Raw genomic sequence first — 18,186 nt, 5'->3', positions numbered from 1 at the left:
GTGGATACCGAAACCCTGCTCACCACAACCAGATCGGCGCGCAAGGCGCTCGATCTCGGCGAGCCGGTCGATGTAGGCCAGATCCGCGAGTGCCTGGGCATCGCGCTGCAGGCAGCCAACGGATCCAACCAGCAGGCCTGGCAGTGGCTGGTCATCACCGATCAAGCGCTGCGGGCCGCGATCGCCGACCTCTACCGAAAGGCCTACCTCGACAAGGTAGGCGGTCAGTTCATCGCGGACCTCGTCCCGGCCGGCACGCCCGGTGCCGCATTGATGAGTTCGACCGAGTGGCTGGTGGAGAACCTGGCTCAGGTGCCGGTACTGGTGATCCCCTGCTACGAGCCGACGTATCCGCGTGCACACGGCGACGAGTCGTTCTACCTGGCGACGCTGTACGGGTCGATCTTTCCGGCGGTGTGGAATTTCCAACTGGCACTGCGTACCCGGGGCTACGGCACCTGTATCACCACACTGCATCTGCACCACGAAGCGGCGGTGCGGGAGTTGTTGGGGATACCGGATACCTACGTCCAAGGCTGCCTGCTACCGGTGGCCAAGCTGCGCGCGGGTCGTGAGTTCCGTCCGGCCCCGCGAAGACCACTTGACGAGGTCATCGGCCTCAATGGCTGGAACGGAGCCTCCAGATGATCGATGATCTGCTCCCCCACCTTCGGGAGATGAAGGACCGCGCTGACATTCATGACTGCATGCAGCGTTACGCCCGCGGGATGGACAGACAGGACCGCGCGCTGCTGCGGTCGGCGTACCACGATGGCGCGATCGACGATCACGTCGGATTCGTCGGGGACGTCGATGATTTCATCGATTGGGCGTTCGCCTACCACTCGACGCAGACTCGCTACCAACACTATCTGCTGAACCACTTCGCGGAGATCGACGGCAAGACCGCCCACTCAGAGACCTACTACCTGTTCGTCGGCACCGACAGACAACCTGCCGACCACATGACGTGGTCCGGCGGACGCTACGTCGACCGGCTCGAGTGCCGCGACGGGCGTTGGGCGATCGTCACGCGGGTGTGCGTCGTGGAATGGAACACCGAGTCGACATCGCAACTGACCGAACAGGTCATCGCGATGGTGCCGACGATGCGTCCGGCAACTCATGACCGGACGGATCCGTCCTATGACCGCCCGCTATCGATTTCATAAAGGAATCGACACGGCCTTGATTTGACCCCGCCACCCGATACGGTCTTGATGGCAATCAAGATCGACACGGACGGGGAAGCGTTGTCACCGATCATCCAACGACCGGTATCGGCTGGCATCGCCGCGTTGATCTTGTCGGGCTGGTGTGCCAGCCCGCTGGCCGGAGCCGATCCGGCGGTGACCCCAGGAGTGCCCTGCGGCAACATCATTGAGCAGCTCGCGTCCTCGCCGGAAGCGCTGCCGGAAATGCTCACCAGTGCGCTGCCCGACGCCGCTCCTGCGCCGGCCGCCCCCGTCGCAGCACCCGCCGCGGCGGCGCCGGTTGCAGCTTCGGCTCCCGTCGCTGCTCCACCGGTGGCGGCCGCGCCGATCGTTGACAGCGCCCTGGCCCCGGCACCGCCGGCCGCGGTGCCCGTCATCCCGGTGGCAGCGCTGCCGGTGCCGGTCGTGCCCGCTCCGGTGGTCGTCCCCGCTGCGCCGGTCGCCGCCCCGGTCCCAGCGGCGGCTCCGGTTCCGATAGCGGCTCCGGTTCTACCGGTCGCACCCGTTGAGGCACTCGCACCGCCGGCCGCCACGGCGTCGTCCGTAGTCGCGCCGCCGATCACCGATGTCACTCCGGTGGCCGACATCTCGCCCGCGCCGCCGATCGCCGCACCCGCTGCGCAAGCCGCACCCGTCGCAGAGGCCGCGGCGGTGCCCGCGGCGCCGGAACCACCGGCGGCCGTACCCGCGCCTGGCCCGGAACTGTTCTCCTTGACCGCGGACGGCGCTCCGGCACCCGCAGTGGCCACCGCGCCCGTTCCCGAAGCCGCGGCGGCTCCGATCCCTGACTCCGCCCCAGCGGCCGTGGCCGCTCCGGTCGCCGACTCGGCGGCCGCGATCCCGGCTCCGGTCCCGCCCGCCGCGGTGCCGGTCGTGGTGCCACCAGCACCGCTCCCCCTCGGCGCTCCGGTTCCCGTCGCTGCGGCTCCTGCCGCACCCGTACCGGCAGCACCGGTTCCGGCCGGACTCACCACACTGCCCGATGCCGCGGCATTGGCACCCCCGATGCCGGTCCAGGCGCTCGTCGACGCGATCCCCGGCGGTCCGCTGCTACCCGCCCAGATTCCGATGCCGCACGACTTGATCTGTGAAGGCACTGCGTGGTCGGCAACGAGGCCGAAGAACGGGACCCAACCCCAGCACGTCGCACGGCCACCGCGGTGGGCTGACTCGCCGTAGTCCCGCGATCCTGACGGATCGCGGACACCCCGATCAGTCCACGATCAGTTCGAGATACTCATGTCGACGCGCGAGCACGCTGGGCAACCACGGCCCCACATCGACAGCTGTGACCGACGTCGTGCGCCCCAGCAGCAGCGTCAGGACGGTCGTAGCCTCCAGCCTCGCCAGCGGTGCGCCCAGACAGAAATGGGCGCCCTTGCCGAAGGTCAGGTGCCCCTTGATGTTTCGTCGGTCGAGCCGCAGGTCGTTCGGTCGGTCGATATACTCGGGATCACGGTTGGCCGCGCCCCACAGAAGCAGGACCAAGGAACCCGCGGGCAGCTCGACGCCGCAGAGCTGCGTGTCGTGCAGCACATGACGGTAGTGGGCCCGGAACGGCGGCTCCAACCGCAGCGTCTCCTCGATGAAGGCGCCCAGCAACTCCGGGTGCGCGCGAAGCTGTTGCTGCAGTCCGGGATTGGTTGCCAGCAACCACACCGTGGTCCCCAGCAGCGATGCCGTGGACTCGCCACCAGCACTGAACAGTGACACCAGGATGAGCTGCGCGGTGAAGTGGTCCAGCCGGCCATCGGAGCACGCCCGGGCCAGATCACCGATCAGGTCGTCCTGCGGGTCGGCGATGGCCTGCCGCAGATGTTGGTCGATGTAGCCGTTGAGTTCGGTGATCGCCGTCATCGACGCTGCGAGTTCGTCGGCCGACATCAAGCCGTCGAGAAGCTGAGTTGTGGCATAGCCCCAGTGCGCCAGCCGGTCGACGTCAGCGTCGGGAACACCGATCATCCGGGCGACGATCATCATCGGCAGCCGATTGGCCACCTCGGCCATCCACTCGATCCGGCCGCCGACAACTCCCTGTACCCAGAGCTTTTCGAAGATGTCGACGATCAGCTGCTCGAAGCCTCTGACCCGTTTCGCCGTGAACTGCGATAGCACCAATTTGCGGTGGATCGCGTGCACGGGATCGTCGGCGGTAACCAGGATATGCGTCGGCCCGCCGACCCGGTCCATGTCGAAGCGCGCCACGCCGCCATCCGGGGTATAGGTCATCGTCGCGGTGAGGTTCGACGAAAAATCCTCCGGCCGGGTAGCGACCTCGTTGATCGCGGCCCAGTTGCACACCACGTAGAACCCGGAATCGCCGACCTGGTGGACCGGCCCGGCGGCACGCAGCCGGGCATATAGCGGATAAGGGTCCTGAATCGCCTTGTCACCGAAGAACTCGGCCGGGTCCAGCAGCATCAACCGATGGTAGAGGGCGCGTCAGCGCCCAAACCGACATATCGGCGAAAAGTGGCGAGACGATCGCACCGTTACGTCGAGCTCGGCACTAGCCCTCGAGCGGAATTCGGACCGCGACAGTCGTTCCCGATCCCGGCGCAGAGGTGACGGTCAACGTCCCGCCCACCAGCTCGGCCCGCTCGGCCATCGACAACATGCCGTATCCGGCGGACGACGGCGTCCCCGGCGCGGCCTCGAACCCTACCCCGTTGTCCGCCACCTCCAGCAGCGCCACCCCGTCGTTGACGGCGAACCGGACAGTGGCCACCATCGCCCGGGAATGTTTGACGACATTCTGAAGTCCTTCTTGCGCAATGCGATACAACGCGACTTCGATGTGCTCCGGCAGCCGCTCGTCGACCAGGTGGAGATCGAGATCGACTTCGGGAATCGAGGTGGCCAGGCTGGCCAGGCCACCGGCGAGGCCGAGGTCATCGAGCACGGGCGGGCGCAGACCGCTGATGGCCGAACGCGCCTCGGCCAGCGTGAGGTCCACCAGATCGCGAGCCTTCTCGAGTTGCACGGCCGCCGAGGCCTGGTCGGCGTCGTCGACCGCGCGCGCCGCGGCGTCCAGCCGATAGGTCAAGCCGACGAGCCGCTGGGAGATGCCGTCGTGGATGTCACCGGCCAGTCGGCGGCGCTCACTTTCCTGCGCGGCGATCACCTGCTCGGCGAAGTTCTCGTGCGCACGTTCACGTGCGGACAACTGACGGTGCAGCCGGGCCTGGTGCAGCGCGCCGGCGATCAGCCGGCCGATGACGAGAAGGAGCTCGATGTCGCGGGGGGTGAAATCGCGTCGCTCGATGGTGTGCACGTTGAGCACGCCGACGAGCCCACCCGGTTCGGTCTGCATCGGTACCGACGCCATCGACGCGAAGTCCCTGCCGCGCAACGCCGCAATCGGGACATACCGCGGGTCGGCCTCCTTGTCGCTGACGATCACCACGGGCTCGCGGTGGCTGGCTACCCACCCGGATACCCCGGAACCCAACGGCATCCGGATGCGGCCCACCTGTTCGTCGAACGGCGGCGTGGCACCGGCCAGTGTCAACGACTGGTCGGTGTCGTCGAGAACGTGGACGAAGCAGACGTCGGAAGCCGTTGCCGCGGTGATCATTCGGGCTACCGCGGCGGCCATCGGCTCGACGCCGGGGCCGCTCGACGTCGCGGCGATGATGTCCAGCAGCAGGGCGACTTCGCGGTCCGCGTCGACGAGGCCGTGGACGGCATGCGGACTCACACCTTTCGCGGGACTCATCGGAAGATGCCTTCCCGCAGGGCGGTGGCTGCGGCGCTGGTTCGGTCGCTGACACCCAACTTGCGGTAGATCGAGCTCAGGTGGGTCTTGACCGTCTCCTCGCCGATCACCAGCTTGGCGGCGATCCCGCGGTTCGACAGCCCGGTCACCACCAGCGACAGGATCTCGCTCTCACGCTGAGTGAGCCCGTGCCGGGCGCCGGGCCAGAACTGATCACTCTGCAGCCGCGCCGCGGTCTCAGCGGCTCGCGCGGCAAGGCCGGCGTCGATGGCCGTCGAGCCGGCATGCACACCCTCCAGCTGGCGCACCAGCTCGTCGCTGCTGATGCCTTTGAGCAGGTAGCCCGACGCCCCGACCCGCATGGCCTGGAACAGGTACTGCTCGTCGTCGTACACCGACAACAGGATGACTTTGCGGCCGGGATCGCGTTCCCGGATCTCCCGGCACAGGTCCAGGCCACTGGCGCCCTGCATCCGCACATCGCACAACACGATGTCGGGCTGCAGATCGGCGATGACCGGCATGGCCTTCTCGGCCCCGACGGCCTCGCCCACCACCTCGACGCGTTCGGCGAACGGCGCGAGCATCGCCTTGAGGCCCTCGATGACCATTTCATGGTCATCGACCAGCACCACCCGCACCGTCATGAACATCACCGTAGTGGGGCGAGCACCCCCATCGGACGGCAATCGCACTCGACACCTGTCAAATGTGTCGAAAGGCCACGGCCGCAGATGATTACATCCGGAAACGGCCGAAGTCCAGGCCGTGTCCCGGCAGCCGGCCCGGGTGAGGCTCCACCCTCCGCTCCCCCGGTCGGGGGATGCTGGCGGCATATCGGCGGGACGATACTTCGACCGTGGCCACGATGCTTTTGGACACGGTCAGCCGGAATCGATCCTTCTGGTGGGACCGGGCGCGGTGCGCGCATGACGACGCACCGAAACTCGAGGCCGTCATCTTCGACTTCGACGCCCCGCTGGCTGCCACCGAGCGCGACGCCCAGGTGTTTCGCGAATTGATCTGGAGCCTGCACTGCGGTGATATCCGGGTCGGGGTCACCGCCGGAGGTCCCCGCGACCGGGTCGAACCACTGGTCCGCGAACTGATCGGGGACGGCGTGGTCGAGGTGCTGATCACCGCAGATGACGTGGTGCGGCCCAAGCCCGACCCGGAGGTGTATCACCGGGCGCTGTTCGAGCTCGGAGTCGGACCGGAGGCCGCGATGGCCGTCGAGCATTCTCCGGCCGGCTTCCACACCGCCTGCTCGGCAGGGCTCGCGACGATGGTCGTCACCACGCTGGGCATCCGCAACCGGGACTTCGCCGGCGCCGCCGCCGTCCTGGATCGCTACGACAGCGACCAACCGCTCTCGGCCGCCCTCTGCCGGCGGCTGCACGAGCAGTGGTGGATCAACCGCAGCCGGCTCAGCGCCTGACTAGGTCTGCCCGCATGCGGCCATGACGAGTTCCCGCACCCGCGCGGCGTCGGCCTGACCCTTTGTCGCCTTCATGACCGCACCGACGATCGCGCCCGCGGCCTGCACCTTGCCGCCACGGATCTTCTCGGCGATATCGGGATGAGCCTCGAGCGCTTCATTGATGGCGGTCTGGATCAGTGAGTCGTCGCGGACCAGCGCCAGTCCGCGGTCGGCCATGACCTGCTCGGGCTCACCCTCGCCGGCCAGCACACCCTCGATGACCTGACGGGCCAGCTTGTTCGACAGCTTGCCCTCGTCGACCAACGCGACGACCTTGGCGACCTGACCAGGCGTGATCGGCAAAGCGGCGAGCTCCACGCCGGTCTCATTGGCCTTCTGCACCAAGAAGTTTCCCCACCACGCGCGGGCCTGCTCGGTGGACGCTCCGGCAGCCACCGTGGCCGTAACCAACTCGACCGCACCGTTGTTCACCAGATCACGCATGACCTCGTCGGAGACACCCCAGTCGTCCTGAATTCGCTTGCGCGACAACCACGGAAGCTCGGGGATGGTGGCCCGAAGCCGCGCCACCAGTTCGTCGCTCGGAGCGACCGGCTCAAGATCGGGCTCCGGGAAGTACCGGTAGTCCTCGGCGGTCTCCTTATCGCGGCCGGGCGAGGTGAAGCCCGCCTCGTTGAAGTGCCGGGTCTCCTGGTGGATCTTGCCGCCCTCGACGAGAATGGCTGCCTGACGGCGCATTTCGTAGCGGACCGCGATCTCCACGCTTTTGAGCGAGTTGACGTTCTTGGTCTCGGTGCGGGTGCCGAACTCGACCTGCCCGATCGGGCGCAGCGACACGTTGGCGTCGCAGCGCAGCGACCCCTGGTCCATCCGCACATCGGAGACACCCAGGGCCCGCAGCAGATCCCGCAACGCGGTGACATACGCGCGGGCCACCTCGGGGGCCCGATCGCCGGCACCCTCGATCGGCTTGGTGACGATCTCGATCAGCGGAACCCCGGCCCGGTTGACGTCCAGCAGCGAGGTGGTCGCGCCGTGGATGCGGCCGGTGTCACCGCCGACATGGGTGAGCTTGCCGGTGTCCTCTTCCATGTGCGCGCGCTCGATGGCGACGCGGAAGGTGCTGCCATCGTCGAGCGGCACGTCGAGGTAACCGTCGAATGCGATCGGTTCGTCGTACTGCGAGATCTGGTAGTTCTTCGGCTGGTCGGGATAGAAGTAATTCTTCCGCGCGAAGCGCGACCACGGCGCAATGCCGCAGTTCAGCGCCAGGCCGATGCGGATGGCCGACTCGACGGCGGCCTCATTGAGTACCGGCAACGCACCCGGCATGCCCAGGCAGACCGGGCACACCTGGGTGTTGGGCTCGGCGCCGAACGTCGTCGCGCAGGGGCAGAACATCTTGGTGGCCGTCGACAGCTCGACGTGCACCTCGAGCCCGAGCACCGGGTCGAAGCGGGCGATGACGTCGTCGTAGTCGAGCAGGTCAGCCTGCGCAGCAGCAGTCATGCGGTCAATCCTAGTGGGCGCAACTTCGGGCGCGAACAGACGCAGAGTCGCACGCACACGGCGCCAATCATGCGATTTTGCGACTGCTCGCCGACGGTAGGGCGCGCCAGGTCGCGGCTCGTGATGGTTGTGGGCGTCCCGCCCGCGTGCTCAGATGGCTGCGTGAAGAAGCTCATCAATGAGCCCGCGGACGTCGTCGAGGAAGCGCTTCTGGGCCTTGCGGCCGCGCACGGCGACCGGTTACGCGTCGACCAAGCCAATCGGGTGGTATTCCGCGGTGACGCGCCTGTGGCCGGCAAGGTCGGTCTGGTGTCGGGCGGTGGCTCTGGCCACGAACCGATGCACGGCGGCTTCGTCGGGCTGGGCATGCTCGACGCCGCGTGTGCCGGCGAGGTATTCACCTCCCCGGTTCCCGATCAGATCATCGCCGCCACCCAGGGCGTCGACGGCGGGGCCGGGGTGCTGCACATCGTCAAGAACTACACCGGCGACGTGATGAATTTCGAGATGGCTGCCGAAATGGTTTCTGCTGAAACGGGAATCGATGTGATCGCCGTCGTCACCGACGATGACGTGGCCGTGCAGGACAGCCTCTACACCGCAGGCCGGCGAGGGGTCGGGGTGACCGTGCTGCTGGAGAAGATCGCCGGTGCCGCAGCCGAGGAAGGCCGGCCGTTGGCCGCGGTGGCTGACATCGCGCGCACGGTCAACGCGCAGGGCCGCAGCATGGGCGTGGCACTCACGTCGTGCACGGTTCCGACGGCGGGCAAGCCGACGTTCACGCTCGGCGACGACGAAATGGAGCTCGGCATCGGCATTCACGGTGAGCCGGGCCGCCAGCGGCTGCCCCTGGCGCCGGCCAAGGAGGTCGCCGCACTGCTTGTCGACCAGATTGTGGCCGACTTGCCGTTCCGCAGCGGGGATTCGGTGATCGCCTTCGTCAACGGCATGGGCGGCACCCCGCTGCTCGAGCTCTATGTGATGTACCACGAGGTCGCACAGCTGCTGGGCAAGGCGGGCATCACGATCGCCCGCTCGCTGGTCGGCAACTACATCACCTCACTGGAGATGGCGGGCTGCTCGGTGACGCTGCTCAAGGTCGACGACGAGCTGGTGCGGTTGTGGGATGCCCCGGTGAACACGCCGGGTCTGCGATGGGGTGCCTGACATGGCGCTGACGGTCGAGACGTTCGGCGCCTGGCTGCGCGGCTTCGCCGCAGCCGTCCACGCCAACGCCGCGCTGCTGACCGAGCTGGATTCGGCGATCGGGGACGCCGACCACGGCACCAACATGGACCGCGGCATGGCAGCCGTCGTCGCCGTGCTGGACGACGCGACGTTCGACTCCCCCGACGCGCTGTTCAAGAAGGTCGGTATGACGCTGGTCAGCAGTGTCGGTGGTGCCAGCGGACCGCTATACGGGACGTTCTTCCTGCGGCTGGGCACCGCCCTGCAGGGTGTGGACCCCGTCGACGCAACCACGTTCGGAACGGCGTTGCGCGCCGCGGTGCAGGGTCTGCAGGCGCGCGGTAAGGCGGAGCTGGACGACAAGACGATGTATGACGCGCTGGCCGCCGCGGTCGTCGGCTACGAGAACGCAGTGGACTCGGGCGTCGCCGCGGCGCTGGCCGATGCCGCCGCGGCCGCGGCCGAGGGCCGGGACCGGATCACACCGCTGGTCGCCCGCAAGGGCCGTGCCAGTTATCTCGGGGAACGCAGTGCGGGACACCAGGATCCGGGCGCGACGAGCGCAACGCTGCTGCTGGAATCCGCGGCGGCCGCTCTGTCGTGATCGGGATCGTCGTGGTATCACACAGCCGGGCCCTGGCGCAGGCCGCGGTCGCCCTGGCCGCGGAGATGACTCAGGGTTGCGGCCCGACCGTGGCGGTGGCGGCCGGACTCGACGAAACCACCTTCGGAACCGATGCCACGGCGGTGGCCGACGCGATCCTGCAGGCCGAGAGCCCCGACGGCGTGCTGGTGTTGATGGACCTGGGCAGCGCGGTGATGGCGGCGGAGCTGGCGCTGGAATTACTCGACAGCGACCTCGCCGCCCGGGTCACGTTGTGCTCGGCGCCGCTTGTCGAGGGTCTGGTGGCGGCGGTTGTCACCGCCGCGTCCGGTGCGCCGTTACCGGCCGTCACCGTTGAGGCGTTGCGCGGGCTGGCGGCCAAACAGCAGCATATCGGCGACGCCACACCCCCGGCGGCAGAACCCGACCCGAGGGATGCGGAAGTCTCCCGTGACGTGGAGGTGTTGAACGCCAACGGGTTTCACGCCCGTCCCGCGGCGAACCTGGTCGCTCTACTGAGCACGTTCGACGCGGAACTGACCATCACCAACCTGACCCGTGGCATCGGCCCGGTGGTCGCCGACAGCATGATCATGCTGGTCAGTCTCGACAGCCGGGCCGGTGATCAGTTGCGGGTCAGCGCCAACGGCCCGGATGCGGCCGCGGCCGTGGCGACCACCGTCGACTTCATCGCCGCGGGATTGGGTGAGTAGCACTATGCCGAGATCGACGAAATGCGGGGGTTTACTCGGACTTTTGCGTCGGTTTGTCGGTTTGGCGGTTGGACGGATCAGCCGAAGAACGCGGCGGCGTCGTCGTAGCGGCTCTGCGGCACCAGCTTGAGCTGACGGACCGCGTCCACCAGCGGCACCCGGCCGATGTCCTGACCGCGCAGCGACACCATCATCCCGTACTCGCCGGCATGCGCGGCGTCGGCGGCGTTGACCCCGAACCGGGTCGCCAGCACCCGGTCGTATGCCGTCGGGGTGCCGCCGCGCTGCACGTGGCCCAGCACGGTCACCCGGACTTCCTTCTTGATCCGCTTCTCCACCTCGACGGCCAGCTGCTGAGCCACTCCGGTGAAGCGTTCGTGGCCGAATTCGTCGGTGCCGCCCTGCCGCAGCTGCATCGAGCCCTCGGCCGGCTTGGCGCCCTCGGCGACCACGATGATGAAGCTGGACTCGCCGCGTTGGAAGCGCTTCTTGACCAGGCGGCACACCTCTTCGACGTCGAAGGGCTGCTCGGGGATCAGCGTCATGTGCGCACCGGAGGACAGTCCGGCGTTGAGCGCGATCCACCCGGCGTGGCGGCCCATCACCTCGACGACCATCACCCGCTGATGCGACTCGGCGGTGCTGTGCAACCGGTCGATGGCGTCGGTGGCGATCTGCAGTGCCGTGTCGTGGCCGAATGTGACGTCGGTGCAGTCGATGTCATTGTCGATGGTCTTCGGCACGCCCACGACGGGCACACCCTCCTCGGACAACCAGTGCGCGGCGGTCAGCGTTCCCTCGCCACCGATCGGGATCAGCACGTCGATACCGTTGTCCTCGAGCGTCTGCTTGATGTCGTCGAGCCCGGCGCGCAACTTGTCCGGATTCGTGCGGGCCGTGCCCAGCATCGTGCCACCCTTGGCGAGCAGACGGTTGTTGCGGTCGTCGTTGTGCAACTGGATCCGGCGGTCCTCCAGCAACCCCCGCCAGCCGTCGAGGAACCCGACAACCGACGACCCGTAGCGGGCGTCGCAGGTCCGCACCACAGCCCGGATCACGGCGTTCAGGCCCGGACAGTCACCCCCGCCGGTCAGCACTCCGATACGCATGGGACCTATCCTGCCCCGTCAGACCGCCGTTGGCAGCGAACCGCGTGCAGTCTCGTAAGCCGCACCCACCTGGTAGAGCCGATCGTCGGCCAAAGCCGGTGCCATGATCTGTAAGCCGACCGGCAGGTTGTCGTCGGACGACAGGCCCGACGGCACCGACATTCCGCAATGCCCAGCCAGGTTCAACGGCAGGGTGCACAGGTCGAACAGGTACATCGCGAGTGGATCGTCGACCTTCTCCCCAAGCCGGAATGCGGTGGTCGGGGTCGCCGGGGACACCAGCACGTCCACCTCTTCGTAGGCGGCGTCGAGGTCACCGGCGATCAGGGTGCGCACCTTCTGCGCCTGGTTGTAGTAGGCGTCGTAATAGCCCGCCGACAGCGCGTAGGTGCCAATGATGATGCGGCGCTTGACTTCTGGGCCAAATCCGGCCGCCCGCGTCAGTGCCATCACCTCTTCGGCGCTGTGGGTGCCGTCGTCGCCGACCCGCAGGCCGTAGCGCATGCCGTCGAAGCGCGCCAGGTTGCTCGACACCTCCGACGGCAGGATCAGGTAGTAGGCGGACAGCGAGTAGTCCAGGTGCGGGCAGTCGACTTCGCTGACCTGTGCACCCAGCGCTTCGAGCTGCTCGACGGCCGTGTTGAACGAGGCCAGCACGCCCGGCTGATACCCCTCCCCGCTGCGCAACTGCTTGACCACACCGATCCGGACACCGGACAGATCCCCGGTTGCGCCGCGGCGCGCTGCTCCAATGACGTCGGGAATCTGCGCCTGGACCGACGTCGAGTCACGCGGGTCGTGCCCGGCGATCACCGAGTGCAGCAGCGCGGTGTCCAGCACGGTGCGGGCGCAGGGCCCGCCCTGATCCAGCGATGACGCGCACGCCACCAGCCCGTACCGCGACACCGTGCCGTAGGTGGGCTTGACCCCCACGGTGGCGGTCAGGGCCGCCGGCTGGCGGATCGAGCCGCCGGTGTCGGAGCCGATGGCCAACGGCGCTTGGAACGCGGCCAGCGCGGCCGCGCTGCCGCCGCCGGACCCGCCGGGGGTGCGGTCGGTGTCCCACGGGTTGCGGGTCGGGCCATAGGCGGAGTTCTCGGTCGAGCTGCCCATCGCGAACTCGTCCATGTTGGTCTTGCCGAGGATCGGGGTCCCGGCGGCCCGCAGCCGCGCGGTCACGGTCGCGTCGTACGGCGACGTCCAGCCCTCGAGAATCTTCGACCCGCACGTCGTCGGCATGTCGGTGGTGGTGAAGACGTCCTTGAGCGCGAGCGGCACACCGGCCAGCGGTGACGGCAGGCTCTCCCCGGCGGCCACGGCGGCGTCGATACGGGCGGCACTGGCCAGCGCCTCGTCAGCGGCGACGTGCAGGAAGGCGTGGTAACGCTCATCGGTGGCAGCGATCTGGTCCAGGCATGCCTGGGTCACCTCAACCGAGGACACCTCCTTGGCCGCGATCTTCTCGCCGAGGGTGGCGGCGTCGAGTCGGATCAGGTCGCTCACTGGGCCTCCCCGAGGATCTGCGGCACCGCAAACCGGCCCTCTGCCGCCGACGGCGCCTCGGCCAGGGCTTCCTCCTGCGTCAGGCACACCTGCACCACGTCGGGCCGGGTGACGTTGACGTCTTTCAGGGGGTTGTCGGTCGGCTTCACGTCCGAGGTGTCGACGGCCTGAATCTGGCTGACGTGCTCCAAGATGGCGTCGAGCTGGCCGGCAAAGCTGTCGAGTTCGTTGTCGGTCAGGGCCAGCCGGGCCAGCTTGGCCAGCCGGGCGACGTCGTCGCGGGAGATCTGGGACACGGTGGTCAAGCCTAGGTGAAGGGGTGATGCGCGTGCCGTCGGGACTGCTTGCGGTCGGCGGGCTGCTCGGCGGGCTGCTGATCTCTCGCCAGCGGCACGCTGATCCGTCCGCGACCCGCTTTCAGCGGGTACTCGACGTACGCGAACGCCCGACCCTGCCGGAATGCTGAGTCCACGCCGCTGTGAAACAGTGTCCGCGTGCCTTCGTATCTGCTGCGGGTCCAGCTGGTCGACCGGCCCGGTAGCCTCGGCTCGCTAGCCGTCGCCCTGGGCACCGTCGGCGCCGACATCCTGTCCCTCGACGTCGTCGAGCGCGGACCGGGCTGGGCGATCGACGATCTGGTGGTCGAACTGCCGCTCGGCGCCATGCCCGACATGCTGATCACGGCGGCTGAACAGATCAAAGGGATCAGGGTGGACACCATCCGGCCGCACACCGGGCTGCTCGAAGCCCACCGCGAGCTCGAGCTGATCGACCACATCGCCGCCGCAGGCAACCGGGCCGCCAAGCTCCAGGTGCTCGCCGACGAGGCACCGCGCGTGTTGCGCGTCGGCTGGTGCACGGTGGCGCGCATCTCCGAGTCGGGCCTGAAGCGCATCGTCGGCAGCCCCGGCGCGCCGGAAACTCCCGCCACTTCCGCACCTTGGCTGCCGCTCACGCATGCCGAAGCCCTCGACGGCACCGCCGACTGGGTGCCGCAAGTCTGGCGCGACATGGACACCACGCTGGCCGCCGCTCCGCTGGGCGACCCGAATACCGCTGTGCTGCTTGGCCGCCCGGGCGGGCCGCTGTTTCGTCCCTCCGAGGTGGCCCGCTTGGGCTATCTGGCAGGGATCGTCGCGACGATCCTGCGCTGACTCAGCCGTCGGCTTCCGCCGGCGGGGGCCCATCCTCCAGCAGGGCGCGGAAACCATCCTCGTCGAGGATCGGCACACCCAGTTCGACGGCCTTGTCGTACTTCGAGCCGGGCGCATCCCCGGCCACCACGTACGAGGTCTTCTTCGACACCGAGCCGACCGCCTTGCCGCCGCGGCTGATGATGGCCTCCTTGGCCTCATCGCGGGAGAAGTTCGGCAACGACCCGGTGACCACGATCGAAAGTCCTTGCAGCGTAGGGGTAATCGAGGCGTCGCGAACATCTTCCATTCGCACGCCCGCGGCCCGCCACTTGTCGATGATCGCGCGGTGCCAATCGACGGCGAACCACTCGACGAGCGCGGCCGCGATCGTCGGTCCGACACCCTCGACGTCGGCGAGCTGCTCCTCGGAGGCCGCCATGATCGCGTCGAGGCTGCCGAACGCGACGGCCAGTGCCCGCGCCGCGGTCGGCCCGACGTGCCGGATGGACAACGCCACCAGGATCCGCCACAGCGGCCGGTCCTTGGCCTGCTGCAGGTTGATCAGGAACCGGGCGCCGTTGGCCGAGAGCGCGCCGTCCTTGGTCTTGAAGAAGTCTGACGTCAGCAGGTCGGCGCTGGTGAGGCTGAACAGGTCGCCTTCATCGGTAATGACCTTGGCGTTGAGCAGCGCCGTCGCCGCCTCGTAGCCCAGCCCTTCGATGTCCAGTCCACCGCGGCCAGCCAGGTGGAAGACCCGCTCACGCAGCTGTGCGGGGCAGGATCGGGCGTTCGGGCAGCGGATGTCGACATCGCCCTCCTTTGCCGGGGCCAGTGGGGTGCCGCATTCCGGGCAGTGGGTGGGCATCTCGAATTCACGCTCGGTGCCGTCGCGCAGGTCGACGACTGGTCCCAGCACCTCGGGGATGACATCGCCGGCTTTGCGGATCATCACCGTGTCGCCGATCAGGACACCTTTGCGCTTGACCTCCGAGCCGTTGTGCAGGGTGGCCATGCCAACGGTGGATCCGGCGATCTTCACCGGCGTCATGACCGCGAACGGGGTGACGCGGCCGGTGCGTCCCACGTTGACCTTGATGTCCAGCAGCTTGGTCTGGGCCTCCTCCGGCGGGTACTTGTAGGCGACCGCCCAGCGCGGTGTGCGCGAGGTGGCGCCGAGCCGGCGCTGCAGGGCGAAGTCGTCGACTTTGACGACGATGCCGTCGATTTCGTGCTCGATCTCGTGGCGGCGTTCGCCCCAGTAGACGATCTTCTCTTCGACGGCGGCGAGTCCGACCACTTGCGTGGTGTGGTCGGAGACCGGCAGCCCCCAGGCCTTCAGCGCGCGGTAGGTGTCGTGCAGAGAGGCTGGCGCAAAGCCCCCCGAGTATTCGGTGCGGCCGAGGCCGTGGCAGATCATCCGCAGCCGCCGCTTCGCGGTGACCGCCGGATTCTTCTGCCGAAGCGAGCCCGCGGCGCTGTTCCGCGGATTTGCGAAGGGATCCTTACCCTCTTCGACCAGGCTGGCATTGAGGTTCTCGAAGTCGGCGAGCCGGAAGAACACCTCGCCACGCACCTCGAGAAGCGCGGGAACGGGGTATTCCTCTGAGGCGGTGAGGCTTTCGGGGATGTCATCGATTGTGCGAGCGTTGTTGGTGACGTCCTCACCGACCCGGCCGTCGCCACGGGTGGCCGCCCGCTCCAGTCGACCGTTGCGGTACACCAGCGCGATCGCGACGCCGTCGATCTTGAGCTCGCAGAGGTACTGCGGGTCACGGCCGATTTCGGCCTCCACCCGGTTGGACCACGCCGCCAGCTCCTCGGTGTTGAACACATCGTCGAGGCTGAGCATCCGCTCCAGGTGCGCGGCCTCGGCGAAGTCGGTGGCGAAGCCGGCGCCGCCGACCAGCTGAGTCGGCGAGTCGGCTACCCGCAGCTCGGGGAAGCGCTCTTCGAGGGCCAGGAGTTCGTTGAAGAGCGCGTCAAAGTCCGCGTCGGAGACGATCGGCGCGTCCTTGATGTAGTAGCGGAACTGATGCTCACGCACCTCTTCGGCGAGATCCTGCCAGCGCCGCCGCACATCCGGATCGATGGGATCAGCCTCGGGATCGGACGTCTCTGGAGCCACCCTCGCAGGTTATCGGAGGCAGGCGACAGCTTTGCCGTGGGAAGGTGGGGGCATGCCGCATCCGATCATGTTCGACGACGCCGACCCGATCCTGGCTCGGGTTCGCCAGATCGCGCTGGCGTTGCCCGAGGCGACCGAGAAGATCTCGCACGGCAGGCCCACGTTCTCGGCGCCGAAGATGTTCGCCGTCTACGGCGGCAGCCAGAAGAACCCCGGCGGGCCGATGATCCGCTACTCGCACGCACTGCTGGTGAAGGTCGACGACAGCGAGGGCGAAGCGCTGCAGCAGGACCGACGGTTCTTCTACCCCGCGTATCTGGGTCCATACGGCTGGTTGGGCCTGGACTTCGACGCAGCCGAGATCGACTGGGCAGAGGTTGCCGAACTGATCGATGCCTCGTTCCGGTTGCAGGCCCCGGCGCGGTTGGTCAAACAGCTCGACAGCTAGCCGGTCAACACCGCTTCACGGTCGGGAAACCGTTGTGGCCGTGCCAGATTGGCCCGTGCCACTCGCGCCAGGATCGACGGTCGCATCAGCCGGGCCGGTGAGTCGCGCATGCTCAGCACCCGGAAGAACTGGCTGTTGACCACCAGATCGGTTTCCACGGCAGTGAGCACCATGTCAGCGAACTTGTTGTTGATCCGCATTCCCACCGGCCGATCGCCCGCGACCTCCGGCAGCGACAGGTCGGCACTGACGGCATTGCGCCACGCCATGCGAACTGTCTTGGCCGCAGTCTTGAAGAACCGCCGGGGTAGGTCCGTGTCGCCGCGGCGCAGACATTGACGCAGCGCGATCGCTTCCAATGCGGCCACCGTCATTCCCTGCCCGTAGATCGGGTTGAAGCTGCACACCGCATCGCCGGTGACGACGAAACCGTCGGGCAGTCGGGTCATCTCGTCGTAGCGGCGCCAACGGCTTGACGGAGTGCGGTAATGGGCCGTTTCCCCGACAGGTTCGGCCGACTCGAGTACCTCGAGAAGGTGAGGCGGAAGCCGTCGTCGCGCGAGCCGCAACATGCCTTCGTAGTCCTGCACAGGTTCCGCACCCGCCATCACACCCACGGTCATCAACCAGGTGCCGTTCTCGTGGTTTAGCAGGGCGGCAGTCGTCGTGTCTCCAGGCTTGGGGAACGCCGCCACCATGTGCTCGTGAATCGCGCCGGGTGGAATTCGGAGCCACTGGCTGGTGTAGCACAGGTTGACCACCAACTCGTCTTCGCGTGGGCGGCCATAACCGAGAGCCTCCAGAAAGACCGGGCCCCGGGATCCTCGGCCGCTGGCGTCGATCACCAAGTCCGCGTCGAGCTCCGTGGCGGCCTCGGTGGCACCGCGCCGCGCGACCAGCGCACCGGTGACCCGCCGACGGTCCTGCGACGACGTCAGACCCACTGCATCGTGACCACCAAGCAACGACACGTTCGGCAGCGCCGAAAGTTGTTTACTCACATGCCAGTCCAGGAATGGCCGACTGGGCATGTACGACGTCACCGGATCGGGTACGCACCCAGACCGCAGGAACCGATGGCCGCCGTATTCGAGGTACACCCTGCCGAGGTCGCCGTCACTCCACACCGGCACTCCGTCGTCGACCATCTCGGCAAGGACACCCGGAAACAGTTCGTCGAGCACGGCAACCCCGCCCGCCTGCAGCACATGACCGTGAGCGGCCTGCGGTACCCCACGACGGCTGACCGGCCGCTCGGGCGGCATGTCGCGGTCGACCACCAATACGCTCCGATAGTGTTCGGCGGCCACCCGAGCGGCCAGCATCCCCGCCATGCTGGCCCCCAGTACAACAGCCCGTTCTCCCAGTACCGCCATCGTCCACCCCTAACGTCGACCCATCGCTGGTCCGAACGCTAGGGGTGCAGACTTCGGGTGCTACGAGTAGATCGCTACTCGAATTCCGGCGCGGCAGCTACT

The 18,186-nt window shown here is 67.8% G+C and carries 19 protein-coding genes; 10 read left to right on the top strand and 9 right to left on the bottom strand.

Annotated features, from left to right (window positions below; all coding sequences use genetic code 11):
• Genes AB431_RS10325 through AB431_RS10315 form a run of 3 tightly spaced genes read left to right on the top strand, consistent with a single transcriptional unit; the run spans position 1 to position 2,393 of the window.
• On the top strand, positions 1–648 hold the full coding sequence (locus AB431_RS10325; RefSeq protein WP_047329836.1) for a nitroreductase family protein: 648 nt from the start codon (positions 1–3) through the stop codon (positions 646–648).
• Positions 645–1,172, top strand: a complete 528-nt coding sequence (locus AB431_RS10320) for a nuclear transport factor 2 family protein (RefSeq protein WP_047329835.1) — start codon at positions 645–647, stop codon at positions 1,170–1,172. Before AB431_RS10325 ends, AB431_RS10320 begins: the two co-directional genes overlap by 4 nt.
• A 48-nt stretch (positions 1,173–1,220) precedes the next feature.
• Positions 1,221–2,393 carry a hypothetical protein gene (locus tag AB431_RS10315; RefSeq protein WP_052960251.1) on the top strand — a complete coding sequence of 391 codons (1,173 nt, stop codon included), beginning with the start codon at positions 1,221–1,223 and terminating at the stop codon, positions 2,391–2,393.
• Between the two features lie 33 nt (positions 2,394–2,426).
• Here AB431_RS10315 and AB431_RS10310 read toward each other — a convergent pair whose 3' ends face one another.
• The 3 genes from AB431_RS10310 to AB431_RS10300 form a co-directional block, all read right to left on the bottom strand.
• The gene (locus tag AB431_RS10310) at positions 2,427–3,635 is read right to left on the bottom strand and encodes a cytochrome P450 (RefSeq protein ID WP_047329834.1); all 1,209 of its coding nucleotides are present in this window, start codon (positions 3,633–3,635) and stop codon (positions 2,427–2,429) included.
• A gap of 88 nt (positions 3,636–3,723) precedes the next feature.
• Positions 3,724–4,932, bottom strand: coding sequence for a GAF domain-containing sensor histidine kinase (locus AB431_RS10305; protein ID WP_047329833.1), 1,209 nt, complete (start codon positions 4,930–4,932; stop codon positions 3,724–3,726).
• Positions 4,929–5,579: a response regulator transcription factor gene (locus AB431_RS10300; RefSeq protein WP_047333287.1), complete on the bottom strand. Its 651-nt coding sequence runs from the start codon at positions 5,577–5,579 to the stop codon at positions 4,929–4,931. Before AB431_RS10300 ends, AB431_RS10305 begins: the two co-directional genes overlap by 4 nt.
• A 221-nt stretch (positions 5,580–5,800) precedes the next feature.
• On the opposite strand from AB431_RS10300, the gene AB431_RS10295 reads away from it, so the two are divergent.
• On the top strand, positions 5,801–6,370 hold the full coding sequence (locus AB431_RS10295) for an HAD family phosphatase (protein ID WP_047333286.1): 570 nt from the start codon (positions 5,801–5,803) through the stop codon (positions 6,368–6,370).
• On the opposite strand, the gene gatB is transcribed toward AB431_RS10295, so the two are convergent.
• The gene (gene gatB, locus AB431_RS10290; protein ID WP_047329832.1) at positions 6,371–7,882 is read right to left on the bottom strand and encodes an Asp-tRNA(Asn)/Glu-tRNA(Gln) amidotransferase subunit GatB; all 1,512 of its coding nucleotides are present in this window, start codon (positions 7,880–7,882) and stop codon (positions 6,371–6,373) included.
• A 162-nt stretch (positions 7,883–8,044) separates the two neighbouring features.
• Between gatB and dhaK the strand changes: the two genes are divergently transcribed.
• From dhaK to dhaM, 3 genes are read left to right on the top strand one after another with little or no spacing between them, the layout of a single operon-like run.
• Positions 8,045–9,049: a dihydroxyacetone kinase subunit DhaK gene (gene dhaK / locus AB431_RS10285; RefSeq protein WP_047329831.1), complete on the top strand. Its 1,005-nt coding sequence runs from the start codon at positions 8,045–8,047 to the stop codon at positions 9,047–9,049.
• A 7-nt stretch (positions 9,050–9,056) separates the two neighbouring features.
• Positions 9,057–9,674, top strand: a complete 618-nt coding sequence (dhaL, locus tag AB431_RS10280; protein ID WP_369803063.1) for a dihydroxyacetone kinase subunit DhaL — start codon at positions 9,057–9,059, stop codon at positions 9,672–9,674.
• An 11-nt stretch (positions 9,675–9,685) separates the two neighbouring features.
• Complete coding sequence (gene dhaM / locus AB431_RS10275; RefSeq protein ID WP_235435877.1) at positions 9,686–10,387, top strand: dihydroxyacetone kinase phosphoryl donor subunit DhaM; 702 nt, start codon at positions 9,686–9,688, stop codon at positions 10,385–10,387.
• A gap of 77 nt (positions 10,388–10,464) precedes the next feature.
• On the opposite strand, the gene AB431_RS10270 is transcribed toward dhaM, so the two are convergent.
• From AB431_RS10270 to gatC, 3 genes are read right to left on the bottom strand one after another with little or no spacing between them, the layout of a single operon-like run.
• Positions 10,465–11,496 carry an ATP-dependent 6-phosphofructokinase gene (locus AB431_RS10270; RefSeq protein WP_047329828.1) on the bottom strand — a complete coding sequence of 344 codons (1,032 nt, stop codon included), beginning with the start codon at positions 11,494–11,496 and terminating at the stop codon, positions 10,465–10,467.
• A gap of 18 nt (positions 11,497–11,514) precedes the next feature.
• Positions 11,515–12,999 (bottom strand): Asp-tRNA(Asn)/Glu-tRNA(Gln) amidotransferase subunit GatA, encoded by a 1,485-nt coding sequence (gatA, locus tag AB431_RS10265; RefSeq protein ID WP_047329827.1) that lies wholly within the window; start codon positions 12,997–12,999, stop codon positions 11,515–11,517.
• Positions 12,996–13,295: an Asp-tRNA(Asn)/Glu-tRNA(Gln) amidotransferase subunit GatC gene (gene gatC / locus AB431_RS10260; RefSeq protein ID WP_047333285.1), complete on the bottom strand. Its 300-nt coding sequence runs from the start codon at positions 13,293–13,295 to the stop codon at positions 12,996–12,998. Before gatC ends, gatA begins: the two co-directional genes overlap by 4 nt.
• A 26-nt stretch (positions 13,296–13,321) precedes the next feature.
• Between gatC and AB431_RS30795 the strand changes: the two genes are divergently transcribed.
• Positions 13,322–13,465 carry a hypothetical protein gene (locus AB431_RS30795; protein ID WP_158423534.1) on the top strand — a complete coding sequence of 48 codons (144 nt, stop codon included), beginning with the start codon at positions 13,322–13,324 and terminating at the stop codon, positions 13,463–13,465.
• Between the two features lie 28 nt (positions 13,466–13,493).
• Positions 13,494–14,153 carry an amino acid-binding protein gene (locus AB431_RS10255; protein ID WP_047329826.1) on the top strand — a complete coding sequence of 220 codons (660 nt, stop codon included), beginning with the start codon at positions 13,494–13,496 and terminating at the stop codon, positions 14,151–14,153.
• Position 14,154: 1 nt separating this feature from the next.
• Here AB431_RS10255 and ligA read toward each other — a convergent pair whose 3' ends face one another.
• Positions 14,155–16,260, bottom strand: coding sequence for an NAD-dependent DNA ligase LigA (gene ligA, locus AB431_RS10250; RefSeq protein WP_047329825.1), 2,106 nt, complete (start codon positions 16,258–16,260; stop codon positions 14,155–14,157).
• Between the two features lie 52 nt (positions 16,261–16,312).
• On the opposite strand from ligA, the gene AB431_RS10245 reads away from it, so the two are divergent.
• The gene (locus tag AB431_RS10245; RefSeq protein ID WP_047329824.1) at positions 16,313–16,708 is read left to right on the top strand and encodes an MmcQ/YjbR family DNA-binding protein; all 396 of its coding nucleotides are present in this window, start codon (positions 16,313–16,315) and stop codon (positions 16,706–16,708) included.
• On the opposite strand, the gene AB431_RS10240 is transcribed toward AB431_RS10245, so the two are convergent.
• Entirely contained in the window at positions 16,705–18,084 is a 1,380-nt protein-coding gene (locus AB431_RS10240; RefSeq protein ID WP_047329823.1) for an NAD(P)/FAD-dependent oxidoreductase, read from the bottom strand. The two genes, AB431_RS10245 and AB431_RS10240, sit on opposite strands and share 4 nt — an antisense overlap.
• Positions 18,085–18,186: the final 102 nt, after the last annotated feature.

This window comes from Mycobacterium sp. EPa45 (assembly GCF_001021385.1).
Taxonomy (GTDB): domain Bacteria; phylum Actinomycetota; class Actinomycetes; order Mycobacteriales; family Mycobacteriaceae; genus Mycobacterium.
Note: the sequence above shows the minus strand (reverse complement) of the source record. Positions and strands in the feature narration are given on the sequence as shown.

Coding starts and splice junctions, on each gene's coding strand:
- AB431_RS10320 (WP_047329835.1), top strand. CDS start 645: ATGATCGATGATCTGCTCCCCCACCTTCGGGAGATGAAGGACCGCGCT.
- AB431_RS10315 (WP_052960251.1), top strand. CDS start 1,221: ATGGCAATCAAGATCGACACGGACGGGGAAGCGTTGTCACCGATCATC.
- AB431_RS10310 (WP_047329834.1), bottom strand. CDS start 3,635: ATGCTGCTGGACCCGGCCGAGTTCTTCGGTGACAAGGCGATTCAGGAC.
- AB431_RS10305 (WP_047329833.1), bottom strand. CDS start 4,932: ATGAGTCCCGCGAAAGGTGTGAGTCCGCATGCCGTCCACGGCCTCGTC.
- AB431_RS10300 (WP_047333287.1), bottom strand. CDS start 5,579: ATGACGGTGCGGGTGGTGCTGGTCGATGACCATGAAATGGTCATCGAG.
- AB431_RS10295 (WP_047333286.1), top strand. CDS start 5,801: ATGCTTTTGGACACGGTCAGCCGGAATCGATCCTTCTGGTGGGACCGG.
- gatB (WP_047329832.1), bottom strand. CDS start 7,882: ATGACTGCTGCTGCGCAGGCTGACCTGCTCGACTACGACGACGTCATC.
- AB431_RS10270 (WP_047329828.1), bottom strand. CDS start 11,496: ATGCGTATCGGAGTGCTGACCGGCGGGGGTGACTGTCCGGGCCTGAAC.
- AB431_RS30795 (WP_158423534.1), top strand. CDS start 13,322: ATGCGCGTGCCGTCGGGACTGCTTGCGGTCGGCGGGCTGCTCGGCGGG.
- AB431_RS10245 (WP_047329824.1), top strand. CDS start 16,313: ATGCCGCATCCGATCATGTTCGACGACGCCGACCCGATCCTGGCTCGG.
- AB431_RS10240 (WP_047329823.1), bottom strand. CDS start 18,084: ATGGCGGTACTGGGAGAACGGGCTGTTGTACTGGGGGCCAGCATGGCG.